This window comes from Streptomyces sp. NPDC044003, from assembly GCF_056435185.1.
Genome location: NZ_JBWKFA010000009.1, coordinates 182,136 through 196,266 on the forward strand (window position 1 = coordinate 182,136; position 14,131 = coordinate 196,266).

Here is a 14,131-nt window from a genome sequence, read left to right on the forward strand (position 1 = left end):
GAAAGAGCGGTGCGCCCGGGGTGGCGCACGTCACGTTACCGCCGGTACCCTGGACGCGGTGACGCAGGTAAATTCCAGGGCCCGGGGGAGAATGCACCGCCACCACCGGCCGCAGAGGGGATGACATGGAGAACCACCACGTCGACGTGCTGATCATCGGCGCGGGTCTTTCCGGCATCAGTGCCGCCTGCCACCTGCTCACCGGGAACCCCGGAACCACGTACGCCATCATCGAGCGGCGCTCCGCGATCGGCGGCACCTGGGACCTGTTCCGCTACCCCGGCATCCGCTCGGACTCGGACATGTACACCTTCGGCTACGGCTTCCGCGCCTGGCGCGGCACCCAGGTCCTCGCCGGAGGCACGGACATCCGCCGCTACATCCGGGCCACCGCCGAGGAGCACGGCGTCACCGACCACATCCGCTTCGGCCGCAGGGCCGTCCGGGCCGACTGGTCGAGCGAGGAGGCCCGCTGGACCGTCGAGACCCTCGACGAGGCCACCGGCGAGACCCGGGTCCTCACCGCCCGCTTCCTCGTCGGCGCCACCGGCTACTACGACTACGACGCCGGCCACCGCCCGGAGTTCCCCGGCGAGGAGCGCTACCGGGGCACCCTCGTGCACCCACAGCACTGGCCCCAGGACCTCGACCACACCGGCAAGCGCGTCGTCGTCATCGGCAGCGGCGCCACCGCCATCACCCTCGTCCCCGCGATGGCCCCCGAGGCCGCGCACGTCACCATGGTCCAGCGCTCGCCCACGTACATCCTGGCGCTCCCCGCGGACGACCCCCTCTCCGTCCTCCTGCGCAGGCTGCGCGTCCCGGCCGCGCTCGTCCACCGGGTCGGGCGGACCCGCAACATCGCGATGCAGCGCGGCCTGTACGCCCTGTGCCGCAAGGCCCCCCGCCTCATGCGCAGGGTGCTCCTCGGGGCGGTACGGGCCCGGCTCGGCAAGGGCGTCGACATGCGCCACTTCACCCCGGCGTACAAGCCCTGGGACCAGCGGCTCTGCGTCGTCCCCGGCGGCGACCTCTTCACGACGCTGAAGAGCGGCAGGGCCTCGGTCGTCACCGACCACATCGAGACGTTCACCGAGACCGGCGTCAGGGTCAGGTCCGGCGAGGAGATCCCCGCCGACATCGTCGTCACGGCCACCGGCCTGCGCATGCAGCTCGCCGGCGGCATGGAACTCGCCGTCGACGGCAAGCCCGTCGTCACCCGCGACCACCTGCTCCACAAGGGCGTGATGCTGGACGGCGTCCCCAACCTGGCGATGATCATCGGCTACACCAACGCCTCCTGGACGCTCAAGGCCGACCTCGCCGCCGACTACGTCAGCCGGCTCATCGCCCACATGGACCGGCACGGGCTCAGCGCCGTCACCCCCGTCGCCGACGAGGCCGACCGCTCCTCCGTCTCCGTCATGGGCGAGTCGCTGACCTCCGGCTACATCACCCGCGGCGACGCGATCATGCCCCGCCAGGGCACCCGCGACCCCTGGCGGATCTGGAACAACTACTACCGCGACCGCCGCGCCCTGCGACGGTCCCCGATCGAGGACCCCGCGCTCCGCTTCGACCACGCGCCCACCGAAGGAGGACGAAGATGACCAGCGTGCAGAGCTACCACGAGCGGCTCCGGACCCTGTCCGAGGCCTCGGTGCACATCCACTTCGACGCGTTCACCGACATCGACTGGGACCACCCCGACTTCGCCATCGACCAGGAGGACCCCCGATGGGTCCTCCCCGCGGCCGACCCCCTGGGCGGCCACCCGTGGTACCAGGAGCAGCCGCTGGAGGTCCGCACGCGCATCGGACTGTGGCGGTACGCCAACATCGTCAAGGTGGGCATGCAGTTCGAGAACGTCCTCATCCGCGGCGTGATGGACTACCTCTTCTCGCTCCGCAACCAGGACCCGGAGTTCCGCTACCTCACCCACGAGGTCACGGAGGAGTGCCACCACACCCAGATGTTCCAGGAGTTCGTGAACCGTGCGGGCGCCGACGTGCCCGGCGGGCGACGCTCCTTCCGCGTCCTCAGCCGCTTCCTGCCGCTCGCCGGCTCCCTGATCCCCGAGTCCTTCTTCACCGGCGTCCTCGCCGGGGAGGAGCCCATCGACCACCTCCAGAAGGCGATCCTGCGCGGCGGCGAGGACATGCACCCCCTGATGCGCCGGCTCATGCAGATCCACGTCGCCGAGGAGGCCCGGCACATCTCCTTCGCCCACGAGTTCCTGCGCGTCAAGGTCCCCGGCTACGGCCGGGCCCGCAGGGGCGCGCTGTCGGTCGCCTTCCCGGTGATCATGCGGGTGCTCGGGGACGTCATCATGGTCCCGGACCGCAAGACCGCCGAGGCGATCGGCGTGCCCCACTGGGTGATCAAGGACATCTTCTGGAAGTCGCCCGACGGCGAGAAGATGCTCCGCGACCTCTTCTCCGACGTACGGATGCTCGCCGAGGACATCGGCCTGATGAACAGGACCTCGCGGCGGGTGTGGAAGGCGCTCCGCATCGACGGCCGTCCGTCCCGCCACCGCGGCGAGCCCGCCCCGTACGCCGCCTGACGCAGCCCGCAGGTCCCCGGAACGGAGAACCATGACCTACGTCGTCACCCGGTCGTGCTGCGCCGACGCCTCCTGCGTCCTCGCCTGCCCGGTCAACTGCATCCACCCCGCCCCCGGCGAACCGGGCTTCGGGCAGACCGAGATGCTGTACGTCGACCCCCGCACCTGCGTCGACTGCGGCGCCTGCACGACCGCCTGCCCGGTGGACGCGCTCAAGCCGCACACCCGGCTCAGCGACGCGGAGCTGCCGTTCCTCGCACTCAACCGCGCCTACTACGACGGGCATCCGCACGAGGACCGCACACCGATGGCCGTCGTGCCCCCGCAACGCCGCACCTCGGCCGCCGAGTTGCGGGTCGCCGTCGTCGGCGCCGGACCGGCCGGCCTGTTCGCCGCCGACGAGCTCCTGCGGCACCCGGGTGTCACCGTGACCGTCCACGACCGGCTGCCCACCCCCTACGGGCTGGCCCGCGCCGGAGTCGCGCCCGACCACCAGGACACCCAGCAGGTCGCCCGGCTCTTCCGGGCCGTCGAGAGCCAGCCCGGCTTCTCGTACCGGCTCAACACGGAGATCGGCCGCGACCTGCACCACGAGGACCTGCTCCGCGACCACCACGCCGTGATCTACGCCGTCGGCGCGGCCACGGACCGGCGGCTCGGCATCGACGGCGAGGACCTGCCCGGCAGCGCCTCCGCCACCGACTTCGTCGCCTGGTACAACGGCCACCCCGACCACAGCGCCACCCCCTACGCCCTGGACGGCGAACGGGCCGTCGTCATCGGCAACGGCAACGTGGCCCTCGACGTGGCCCGGATCCTCACCGCGGACCCCGACACCCTGGCCCGCACCGACATCTCCGACCGGGCGCTCGCCGCGCTGCGCACGAGCCGCATCCGCGAGGTCGTCGTCCTCGGCCGCCGCGGACCCGCCGAGGCCGCCTTCACCCTGCCCGAACTGCTCGCCCTCGCCGCCCTCGACGACCTCGACGTCCTCGTCGAGGACTGGCCGGCGGACCTGCCCGCGAACGCCACACCCAAGACCGAGGTCCTCGCGCAGCTCGCCGCCCGAACCCCCGTACCGGGGCGGCGCCGTATCGTCCTGCGCTTCCGGACGAGGCCGGTGCGGATCGTCGGCGACGAGCGGGTGACGGGCGTGACCGTCGAACGGACCGCACTCGACACCCGAACCGCACTCGACACCCGGACCGCACTCGACACCCGGACCGTCGAGACCGTCGAGGCCTCGCTCGTCCTGCGCGCCATCGGCTACCGCGCCCGGCCCGTCCCGGGCCTCCCGTTCGACGAGACCACCGGCGCGGTGCCCCACGACCGGGGCAGGGTCCGGCCGGGCGTGTACGTGGCCGGCTGGATCAAACGCGGCCCCAGCGGATTCATCGGCACCAACAAGTCCTGTGCCCAGGAGACCGTCTCCGCGCTGCTCGACGACCTCGAAGCCGGGCTGCTCACCCCGCCCGCCGGCGGTGCTCCGGCGCCCGGGGCGCACCCGGACGCCGTCGACCTCGACGGCTGGCGGGCGATCGACGAGAAGGAGCGCGCCGAGGGCCGTCTCCAGGACCGCCCCCGCGTCAAGGTCCTCGACCGGGAGGCCCTGCTCGCCGCGGCCCGCTTCGGTCGCCCTCCGATCCGCGCCGGCCGGCTGTTCTCCCGCTGAACTACCGCCGGGTCGACGCCCTCGGGCGGAAGCGGGCCCGGGTGAGGCGGGGGGAGTCCGTGGGGCGGCCGGCGATCAGGGACTGGAGGATGTCGAGGAGGGCCGCCGAGCTGTCGACCGGGTTCAGCTCCAGGGCGGAGATGGCGGGGCGACTGTTGCGCGCGTGCTCGGAATCGGATCCGGCGACCACCATGGTGTCGACCGGCACCCGTACGCCCCGCGCCAGGAGACCCCGCTGCACGCCGGCCGCGTGCCGCCCGGTGAGGCAGAAGACGGCGTCCGGCAGCCCGTCGTCGACGATCCGGCCGGCGAGGGCCGCACCGCCCTCGACGCCCGCGCGCTCGGGGAGCTCGTAGAGCCGTGGCGTGCTGCCGCGCTCCTCGCACCAGCCGAGGTAGATGTCCTGGTGTTCGAGGTTCCACGCGTTGGGGTCGGTGCCCCGTACGAAGGCGACGGAGCGGGCCCCGGCGGCGGCCAGGTGGTCCAGGATCAGCCGGGCGGCGGCCTCGTCGTCCTCCGAGGCCCAGTGTGTGAAGTCCGGGCGGCCCGGCGGACGGCCGTAGGTCACGTACGGGATGCCGCGCTCCTCCAGGCGGGCGACGACCGGGTCGTCCACGTGCGGGTTGGTGACGATGTAGCCGTCCAGGGAGAAGGCGAGCGGCGGGACCGGCGCCCGGGTCAGGTCCGGCACCAGCATGAGGCTGAGGCCGCGGGCCAGGGCCTGTGAGGCGGCCGCGCCCACGAACCGCTCGAAGACGTCCACGCCCGCCGGCGCGTAGTCGCCCAGGGCGTCGAGCGAGCGCAGGACCAGACCGACGGCCCCCATCGTGGAGCGGCGCAGGCCGCGGGCCAGGGCGTCCGCCTCGTACCCCATCTCGTCGGCGACGGTCCGGATGTGCGCGCGGGTGGCCGCGCTGAGCGTGCCCTTGTCGTTGAGCGCGTGCGAGACGGCGGTGATGGAGACCCCCGCCCTGCGCGCCACGTCCTTGATCGTGATGCCCCGTGTCCGTGCCACCGCGCTGCCCGTCCCGAAACGAATACTCCCGAATACTGGCCGAAGCATTGCATAAAACGTTTTACGTTCCTAGCTTGATGCCCGCCGCCCCGTTGGCATGCGACCTCACCAGCCTCGAAGGAACGCGCGTGGAACTGCACACCCTCACCACCTCGACGACCGACCCCCGCGAGCGCGGGACCCTGCTCGGCACCCGGTTCGGCGACCGGGTCCGGCGCGTCGCGGAGCTCTACCGGGAGCACTTCGCCGTCCTCGGCATGCCCGTCGACCAGGTCCGCGACATCGCCACGCGCAGCCACGAGGCGCTGCGGGCCTGGGCGCCGCACCTGGCCGAGGAGTCCGACGCCTGCGCCGACGCGGCCGGCGTCGAGCGGTGGACGGTGGCCGCCGTCGGCGCACGCACCGAGATCCTCGCCGGCTGCCCGCAGCCCGGTAAGGGCGAGTGCTCGACCGCCGTGTTCGCACCTGTGGGGGCCGCGCCCCAGACCGTTCAGACCTGGGACTGGCACGACCTGCTCGTCCCGGACGCGCTGCTGCACGAGCTGACGCCGAGCGAGGGCCGCACGGTGAAGCTCTTCACCGAGTTCGGCGCCCCCGGCAAGATCGGCGTGAACAGCGCCGGGCTCGGCGTGCACTTCAACATCCTGTTCCACGCGTCCGACTCCGCGAGCGGCGGCGTGCCCGTGCACGCGGTCGCCCGCCGCATCCTCGACGAGGCGGACACCCTCGACCGGGCCGTCGAGATCGCCTCGACGGCACGCGTCGGCGCGTCCACCTCGCTGACCGTGGTCACCACCTCCGCCGCCGCGAGCCTGGAGCTTTCCCCTGCCGGCCTCGCGGTGGTCCCGGCGGCCGAGGACGGCTGGCTGCTCCACACCAACCACTTCCTCGACGCCGGACTCGCGGCCGCGGACACCGGGCCGGCCGACTCGATGACGGCCGAGCGGCTTGCCCACCTGCGCGAGGCGCGCGCCGCGATGCCGGGCCTCCCGCCCGCGGAGCGGGCGCGGGCCTTCTGCGGCGACGGCGGGGCCGACGCCGTCGTCTGCATGCGGCCCGACGAGAACAAGCCGCGGCACGAGCAGTGGGGCACCCTGCTCACCATCGGCCTCGACGTCACCCGCTGCGCGATCGACTACCTGGCCGGCCCGCCGCACGAGGCCCCGGCGACGGGCCTCGCGCGCTTCTGACCTTTCCTCCTAGGAGTGAAGGAAGGCGCGGACCCCTTGGGAGACGGCGTCGTCGCCGAGGAGTGCGTTGTGGTCGAGACAGCCGGCGCCGTTGTTGACGGCGCCGGCCAGCGGCACGCTGCTGTCGGGGTTGATGACCTCGTCGCAGTTCGACCACCAGGTCGCGTAGCGCACGGCCCCGGGCGTCTCGTCGCCCTCCGCGAGCTTCTTCTGGACGTAGGAACCCGGGGTCATGTCGCGGCAGGCCTGGTCCCAGAGCGCGCAGGCCCATGCCGTGCTCGTGCCGTGGTTGGGCCCGGCGAGGGAGGCCCAGTGGGCGACGGAGGACTGGCCGGCGGCGTCGAACTTCACGTACCAGCGGGTGACGAGGCTGCCGAAGGAGTGGGCGACGAGATCGACCCGGCTCGACCCGGTCTGCCGCTTGACGCCTTCGACGTACGCGGCGAGTTCGCCGGACAGGACCTCGTTGACGGACCGGTGCGTGTCGTAGCCGAAGGAGAACAGCTCCGCGTCGGTGTACCCGTCGGCCTTGAAGTCCGCGCGCAGCCCGCCCCAGACGCCGGGGTCGGCGTTGTAGCCGTGGACGAACACGACGGGGGTTCGGGCGGACGCGCTGCCGGCGGACGCCTCGGCGTGGCCGGGCGCGGCCGGCAGCAGCAGCGACGCGACGACCGTGAGCAGTGGAATCGCGGTGCGGGCACGGAGTCTCAACACGCTTTCCCCTAGGATGAGTTACGCATGAGTAGTCACGAGCATGGTGGGGGCTGAGGGGGCGGATGACCAGCCCCCTGCGCGGCCTCGTCGGCCCCGGAGTCCGTCAGGTGATCGCGAAGGGGGACGCGCGTGCGGGGGAGTGGGGGAAGCGGTGGGCGTGGTGACGGGGCGGCTCGTCTTCGCGAGGCCGCCGAGACCGGGGACGTCACGGCGATGTTCCGCTACGGCCTGCATCTCGGGACGCACGACGACCAGGAGGGCGGCGAGCGGTGGCTGCGGCGGGCCGCCGCGGCAGGGCACCCCGAGGCCGGTGTGACCCTCGGCGTGCTGCTGCACGGGTGGCAACGGCACGCCGAGGCGGAGCCGTTGCTGCGGGCGGCGGCCGGGGCCGGACATGTGCGGGCGATGGAGATCGTCGGCTACCTCCTGAAGCGGCGGGGCGAGCACGCCGAAGGCGTTCTCTGGTACCGGCGTTCGGCCGAGGGCGGCAACCCGCACGCGATGGCCGTCCTCGGCGACCTGAGCCGTGAACGGGGTGACCTGTCCGAGGCCGAGGACTGGTACCGGCGGGCCGCCGAAGCCGGCCTCGCCGATGCCGCGTACGTCCTCGGGACGCTGCTGTACGAGCGGGGCGAGCGCGTCGAGGCCGAGCGGTGGGCCCGCCGGGCGGCGGCCGGGGGAAGCACCGCCGCGATGAACACCCTCGGGATCCTCGCGCAGGACAGCGGGGACCGGGAGGCGGCGAAGGCCTGGTACCGCAAGTCTCTGGCGGCCGGTGACGACGAGGGCGGCCGCCTGCTCTCGGCGTTGCTCACCGACGCCGAGATGCTCGGCGAGCTCGAGAACTGGCTGACCGCGCGCGCCCGGAAGGGGGACGTCGACGCGTACTTCGCGCTCGGGCGGTCCAGGGAATTGAGCGGCGATCTGTACGCGGCGCAGGGCTGGTACGAGAAGGCCGCGAAGGCGGGGCACGTCGGGGCGATGACGCAGCTGGCCCGGCTCTCGGAAGCGCAGGGCCACGCCCGTCAGGCGCGGGCGTGGCGCCGGAAGGCCGCCGAATCCTGAGGCCTGTGTGACGGATTGACCCGCTTCGGGGGAGGTCTGCCGGCGCCGCCGGGGAAGTGATGCCGTCACAGGGGTTGTCAGTGCAATTTCACATTACTATGTTACAGCGCACACGGTCTGATGAACGTCCGTCATACGCCGTGCGAAAGCGACCAGTTCGCGCACCTGACCAGTGCGCGAACCCATCCCCGCAGCAACCCCCCTCACCAGCAGGAGTTCTGTTGTCCCTCCACAGACGTGTGCGCTCGTCCCTGCTCGCCTCCGCCATCGCGGTCACCCTCCTCGCCTCCGTCGGGCAGGCCGGTGCCTCCGCGGCGAGCACGGACGACCAGCCCGCCCCGGCCCCCGCGCTCGGCGCGCCGGCCCCGCAGGCGCAGCCGGGAGCCAACCCCTTCGACGAGGTCGAGCACCGGGCCTCCGCCCCGCGCACCACCTTCGGACCGGCCCCCGCCCCCGGCGGCCACGCCACGGGCCGCGTGCCCGGCCGGGCCCCGGTCGCCACGACCGCGCGGTCGTTCGCGGCGGCCTCCACCACGACCACCGGCGTCCCCTGCACCCTCGACGGGATCACCGGCCTCGCCCCGGAGCAGTTCGCCGACTTCCTCGCCGACCCCGCGGTCACCGCCGACGGCTGTCTGCGCGGCCTCATATGGACCTGGGACGCCCGGCTCGCCCCCGTGATGTCCGACGCCCACGTCCAGGCCGTCGCCCGCCGCATATCGAGCCTGTCCGCCTCCCACGACGGACGGAACTCCTCCCACCTGGAGGAGATGTTCACGTACCTGCACGCCGTCGCCTACCACGACTACTCGCGCGACGAGATCGACACCACCGACGCGCCCACCGTGAACGCGATCCGGCAGGCCGTCGCCGACTTCGGCGCCGCCGCCCGCACCTTCGACGTCACGAAGAGCAACGCGAACACCCTCCGCGAAGCCCTCTACGCGGCCAGCGCGCCCGGTCTGCGTCAGTACCAACTCGCCCTGATCAAGCGGGTCCTGGCGACCATGGACCCCTCGCACACCGCCACGAACCTCGACCCGGCCTGGGCCGGTGCCGCGCTCGCCGGCCTCTCCGTCAACTACCTCGGCGTCTACCCGGGCAACCAGGACAGCGCCTTCCACGCGGCCGTCGCCGCGGACCCGGCCTACCGCGCGACCTTCAAGGCCTTCGCCGGCTACGGCCACCTGAAGGGCACCGTCAACGCCTGGGTCGCCCGTGACGCCATCGGCGAGTACGGACGCTTCGGCCAGGTCGACGGACTCAGGGACGGCGTCGTCGCCGATCTCGGCACCGCGCTCACCACCGTCGTCGACACCTTCGGCCGCGGCAGCGAGCAGTGGGCCAAGGTGGTCTCGTGGCTCAACTTCTACGAGGCCTGCAAGCCGTACGGCGTGTGCAAGGAGGACATCGAGAAGCAGCTCTTCCCGTACACGTACACCTACGACAACGGCGCCATCAAGGTCCGCACCGCCCTCGACCGGGCCACCGTCGACCAGCTCTACTACGCGAGCAAGCAGGTCAAGGCGCAGTACCACCGCGTGCTCGGCACCGAGCAGCCGCTCGCGGGCGACAACAACACCACCCTGAACATCGTGCTCTACGCCTCCCGCGCGGACTACGAGAACTACCACCCCATCCTCACCGGCATGGGCACCAACAACGGCGGCATCTACATCGAGCGCGGCGCCACCTTCTACACGTACCAGCGGCGCGTCCCCCAGGACTCCTCGCTGACGCTGGAGGAGCTCTTCCGCCACGAGTACACCCACTACCTCAACGGCCGCTGGGCCGTCCCCGGCTTCTTCGGCGAGGGCCCCTGGTACCAGGGCGACCGCACCACCGCCATGGACGAGGGCACCGCCGAGTTCTTCGACGGAGCCACCCGCGACAACGGCATCGCCGTCCGCAAGTCCCTAGTCCGCGGCATCATCAACGACACCGCCGGCGGCGGCCCCCGGATGAGCGTCCAGCAGCTCCTCCACGCCACCTACGACGGCGACGGCTTCCGCTTCTACAACTACGCGGGCACGTTCTTCGAGTTCCTCTGGACCGAGCACCCCTCCCTGCTCCGCGAGATGTACACCCACCTGCGGGCCAACGACGTCGCGGCGTACGACGCCTGGCGCAACCGGATGGGCTCCGACGCCAACCTCCAGAGCGCCTACGACCGCTTCCTCGACGCCCAGATCGCCAAGGTCGACCAGCTTTACGTCCCGAACACCACGTACACGCCCAACGCCCAGCTGCGCGACGCGGACCTCGCGTCCGTGAAGTCCACCTTCTACAGCGCCACCTCCAGCAACCCCGACTGCGTGGAGAACGGCGAGCCCGGCAAGCGCCGCTTCCTCTGCACCGGGCGGATCACCGCCAACCTGTCCAACTCCGGCAGCGCCGACCAGGTCTTCAAGGACATGTCCGAGACCGTCGACTACTTCATCCTCGACCGCGCCGGCGCCGCGTCGAACAACCTGGCCGACATGAACTGCAGCTTCGGACCCGTCGAGATCTGGTCCACCAAGGTCGCGGGCACGTCGAGCTACAGCTGCGAGGGCCCCCTCCGCAGCTGACCGCACCGCACATCGTCCGGGCCGGTCCTTCCACGGGGGGAGGGGCCGGCCCGGCACCGCAACTCTTCTTCCGGAGGCCGTACTTCGTGAGCACCACCCCGCACTCGGTCCGCACCACCGACTACCACACCGCAGGCGAACCCTTCAGGATCGTCGACCAGGACCTGCCGCCCGTCCCCGGCGACACCGTCGCCGAGCGCCGCGCCCTCGCGCTCCGGCTCGGACCGCTCGACGAGCTGCGCCGCCTCCTGGTCCGGGAACCGCGCGGACACTCCGGCATGTACGGCGGATTCATCGTCCCGCCCGACGACGACGGCGCCCATTTCGGCGTGCTCTTCTGGCACAAGGACGGCTACTCCACCGCCTGCGGCCACGGCACGATGGCGCTCGGCGCCTGGGCCGTCGACACCGGACGCGTCCCCGCACCCGACGACGGCGACGTCCCCGTCCGCATCGACGTGCCCTCCGGACGCGTCACCGCGACCGTGCACCGCGCGGGCGGCCGCACCACCGGCGTCACCTTCCGCAACGTGCCGACGCGCGTCCTCGCGCGCAAGGTCCCCGTGACCATCGCGAGCGGCACCGTCGAGGTCGACCTCGCCGACTCCGGGGCCTGCTACGCCTCCGTCCCCGCGCGCGCCCTCGGCCTCGACACCACCCGCGCCTCCCTGCCCGCGCTCGTCCGGGCCGGACGCGAGATCCGCGCCGCCCTCCCCGAACACGACGTGTACGGCGTCATCCTGTACGAGGAGCTGCCCGACACCCCCGGCGGACCCCACCAGCGCAACGTCACCGTCTTCGCCGACGGACAGATCGACCGCTCGCCCTGCGGCTCCGGCACCTCCGCACGCCTCGCCCTGCTCGGCGAGGACGGGCGCCTCGCCCCCGGGGACACCCTCACGCACGAGTCCGTGGCCGACACCGTGTTCACCGGCCGACTGCTGCCCGGCGGCATCACCGAGGTCACCGGAGCCACGCACCGCACCGGCACCCACACCTTCGTCCTCGACCCCCACGACGAGCTGGGGACAGGATTCCTCCTGTGACCACCACGACGGCCAGGACCGGCCTCCTCCACATCGACGCCCCGGCCATGACCCGCCTGCTGACCCCGGCGGCGACCGCTGACGTCCTCGCGGAGGTCCTGCGCGCCGGAATCGACCCCGAGACCGCCCCGCCCCGCACCGCCGTCCCCGTCCCGGCCGGCGAACTCCTCCTCATGCCCGCAGCCGACCACACGTACGCCGGCGTGAAGATCGCGGGCGTGGCCCCCGGCAACCCGGCCCGCGGTCTGCCCCGCATCACCGGCTCCTACCTGCTCCTCGACGGAGCCTGCCTCCAGCCGCTCGCCCTGCTCGACGGCGCGGCCCTCACCGAGCTGCGCACCCCGGCCGTCTCGGCGCTCGCCGTACGCCGTCTGACACCGGACGACCGGCCCCTGCGCCTCGTGCTCTTCGGCACCGGGCCCCAGGCGTACGGTCACCTGGAAGCCGTCCTCGCCGTCCGCGAGATCGCCGAGGCCGTCGTCGTCGGGCGCAACCCGGTCGCCGCACGAGCCCTCGCCGGATACGCGCGGACGCTCGACGTGCCCGCCCGCGCCGGCACACCTGACGACGTGGCCGGGGCCGACCTCGTCGTCTGCTGCACCACGGCCCGCGAACCCCTCTTCGACGGCACGCTGGTCGCCCCCGGCGCCACCGTCGTCGCGGTCGGCTCGCACGAACCGGCGGCCCGGGAGACCGACACCGCCCTGGTGGCCCGCGCCGAGGTGTACGTCGAGGCGCGCTCGGCGGCGCTCCGCGAGGCCGGCGACCTGCTCGTCCCGATGGCCGAGGGGGCGATCGGCGCGGACCACGTCGCGGGCACCCTCGCCGACCTGGTGCACGGCCGGGTCCCCTCCGGGCGTCCGCGGCTCTTCAAGAGCGTGGGCATGGCCTGGGAGGACCTCGCCGTCGCCGGCGCCCTGTACCGCGCGGCCCGCGAGGCCGCCTGAACACACCGACGCCGGCACCGCTCATGTGACGCGGTGCCGGCGTCGGCCTGCCCGGGTGCGAAAACCGGTCACGCCCCGCGATGGCGGAGGTTCACGACCGCCGCCCTCGCCACCGCCACGGGGTTCAGGAAGCGCAGCGGACCGATGAGCCGGGAGGCGAACATGTGCATGTGCCGCGCCAGGGCACCGTCGCGCGCGGCCGCCGAGAACATCAGCCGCTCCATGGGGTTGAACGGCCGGCCCTTGGCGAAGTCGGCCGCCAGGAACTGGTGCCCGCCGAGCCGGCGCCGGTGCCTGCGCGCGTACGTCGCGAGCGCCTTGTCGAGGTCGCCCGAACCGGTCAGGGCCGGGGCGACCGCCTCCGTCAGCCACTGCGCGGACGTCAGCGCCCATCCGCATCCCACGCCCCACAGCGGATCGCCGGTCAGCGCCGCGTCGCCGATGAGCGCGAGGCCCGGCGCGCTCGCCCTGCGGGTGTGGAGCGGGTAGTCGACCGTGCCGGTGATCTTCGTGACCCGCTCGGCGGCGTCGATGGCCGGCGCGTCGGGCAGGGAGCGGACGAACTCCAGGAAGCTGCCCTCCAGATCCTCCCGGAACGCCGGAAGCCGCTTCTTCTCGGGGAGCACCGCGACGACCGTCACCCCGTCGTCGTTCGGGAACGCGTACGCCATGTCGGGCACCAGGAACCAGGCGTGGCTGATCCCGTCGCGCAGAGGCAGGTTCCGGAAGTGCGCGAGATAGCCGAAGCGCGCGTTCTCGTGCCGCCGGGTGGGCACCCCGGCGAACCCGGCCACGGCCGACTCCTTGCCGTCGGCGCCCACCACCAGGCGGGCCCGGATCTCGCGCTCTCCCTCGGGCGTCGACGCACGCACCCCCACCGTGCGCCCGGCTTCCCGGATCAGCCCGGTCACCTGGTGGCCGAGGAGTACGTCGACGCCGGGGGTCTCGGCCGCACGGGACCTGATCAGCGGGTCGAGGGTGCTGCGCCGGACGTTGAAGCCGTACGGCAGCTCGGGGCCGGGCGCGGCACTCGGCTCGATCCACCCCCAACGGGTGTACCAGCGGGCCTCGTTGCGCACGGCCCCCGCCTTCTCGAGAGCAGGTAGGAGACCGAGCTCCTCAAGCACCGGGGTGGCGTTGGCGGTGATGGAGTGGGTGCACAGCGCCTTGTACGCCGCGGGGCGCGAGCGGCGTTCGAGCAGTGCGACACGTGCACCCCGCCGGGCGAGCAGGACCGCCGCGGTGCAGCCGGCGAGGCTCGCTCCGCTGATGACGACGTCGTAGTCGGGCCCCGCGTTCTCGGGATTGGTCATGCTCTGATCGCCCCCCGTGGTGGTGACAGTTCT

At 72.7% G+C, this 14,131-nt stretch carries 11 protein-coding genes; 8 read left to right on the top strand and 3 right to left on the bottom strand.

Annotated features, from left to right (window positions below):
* The first annotated feature begins 125 nt into the window (after positions 1 to 125).
* Genes AC07AW_RS31005 through AC07AW_RS31015 form a run of 3 tightly spaced genes read left to right on the top strand, consistent with a single transcriptional unit; the run spans position 126 to position 4,238 of the window.
* Positions 126 to 1,610, top strand: a complete 1,485-nt coding sequence (locus tag AC07AW_RS31005) for a flavin-containing monooxygenase (protein WP_478818773.1) — start codon at positions 126 to 128, stop codon at positions 1,608 to 1,610.
* Complete coding sequence (locus AC07AW_RS31010; protein WP_478818774.1) at positions 1,607 to 2,566, top strand: AurF N-oxygenase family protein; 960 nt, start codon at positions 1,607 to 1,609, stop codon at positions 2,564 to 2,566. The genes AC07AW_RS31005 and AC07AW_RS31010 overlap by 4 nt, the downstream gene beginning before the upstream one ends.
* Positions 2,567 to 2,597: 31 nt before the next feature.
* Positions 2,598 to 4,238, top strand: coding sequence for an FAD-dependent oxidoreductase (locus AC07AW_RS31015; RefSeq protein ID WP_478818775.1), 1,641 nt, complete (start codon positions 2,598 to 2,600; stop codon positions 4,236 to 4,238).
* 1 nt (position 4,239) lies between these two features.
* Here AC07AW_RS31015 and AC07AW_RS31020 read toward each other — a convergent pair whose 3' ends face one another.
* Entirely contained in the window at positions 4,240 to 5,253 is a 1,014-nt protein-coding gene (locus AC07AW_RS31020; protein WP_478818776.1) for a LacI family DNA-binding transcriptional regulator, read from the bottom strand.
* A 128-nt stretch (positions 5,254 to 5,381) separates the two neighbouring features.
* On the opposite strand from AC07AW_RS31020, the gene AC07AW_RS31025 reads away from it, so the two are divergent.
* Positions 5,382 to 6,443 (top strand): C45 family autoproteolytic acyltransferase/hydolase, encoded by a 1,062-nt coding sequence (locus tag AC07AW_RS31025; protein WP_478818777.1) that lies wholly within the window; start codon positions 5,382 to 5,384, stop codon positions 6,441 to 6,443.
* A gap of 9 nt (positions 6,444 to 6,452) precedes the next feature.
* Here AC07AW_RS31025 and AC07AW_RS31030 read toward each other — a convergent pair whose 3' ends face one another.
* Positions 6,453 to 7,157 carry an esterase/lipase family protein gene (locus tag AC07AW_RS31030; RefSeq protein WP_478818778.1) on the bottom strand — a complete coding sequence of 235 codons (705 nt, stop codon included), beginning with the start codon at positions 7,155 to 7,157 and terminating at the stop codon, positions 6,453 to 6,455.
* 213 nt (positions 7,158 to 7,370) lie between these two features.
* On the opposite strand from AC07AW_RS31030, the gene AC07AW_RS31035 reads away from it, so the two are divergent.
* The 4 genes from AC07AW_RS31035 to AC07AW_RS31050 all read left to right on the top strand — a co-directional run bounded on the left by AC07AW_RS31035 (position 7,371) and on the right by AC07AW_RS31050 (position 12,785).
* Complete coding sequence (locus AC07AW_RS31035) at positions 7,371 to 8,222, top strand: tetratricopeptide repeat protein (protein WP_478818779.1); 852 nt, start codon at positions 7,371 to 7,373, stop codon at positions 8,220 to 8,222.
* Between the two features lie 221 nt (positions 8,223 to 8,443).
* Positions 8,444 to 10,792 carry a collagenase gene (locus AC07AW_RS31040; protein WP_478818780.1) on the top strand — a complete coding sequence of 783 codons (2,349 nt, stop codon included), beginning with the start codon at positions 8,444 to 8,446 and terminating at the stop codon, positions 10,790 to 10,792.
* A gap of 86 nt (positions 10,793 to 10,878) precedes the next feature.
* Positions 10,879 to 11,838, top strand: a complete 960-nt coding sequence (locus AC07AW_RS31045) for a proline racemase family protein (RefSeq protein ID WP_478818781.1) — start codon at positions 10,879 to 10,881, stop codon at positions 11,836 to 11,838.
* Positions 11,839 to 11,885: 47 nt separating this feature from the next.
* Entirely contained in the window at positions 11,886 to 12,785 is a 900-nt protein-coding gene (locus AC07AW_RS31050) for an ornithine cyclodeaminase family protein (RefSeq protein ID WP_478818932.1), read from the top strand.
* A 68-nt stretch (positions 12,786 to 12,853) separates the two neighbouring features.
* Here the strand turns inward: AC07AW_RS31050 and AC07AW_RS31055 are convergent, their stop codons facing one another.
* On the bottom strand, positions 12,854 to 14,098 hold the full coding sequence (locus tag AC07AW_RS31055; protein WP_478818782.1) for an NAD(P)/FAD-dependent oxidoreductase: 1,245 nt from the start codon (positions 14,096 to 14,098) through the stop codon (positions 12,854 to 12,856).
* Positions 14,099 to 14,131 lie beyond the last annotated feature (33 nt).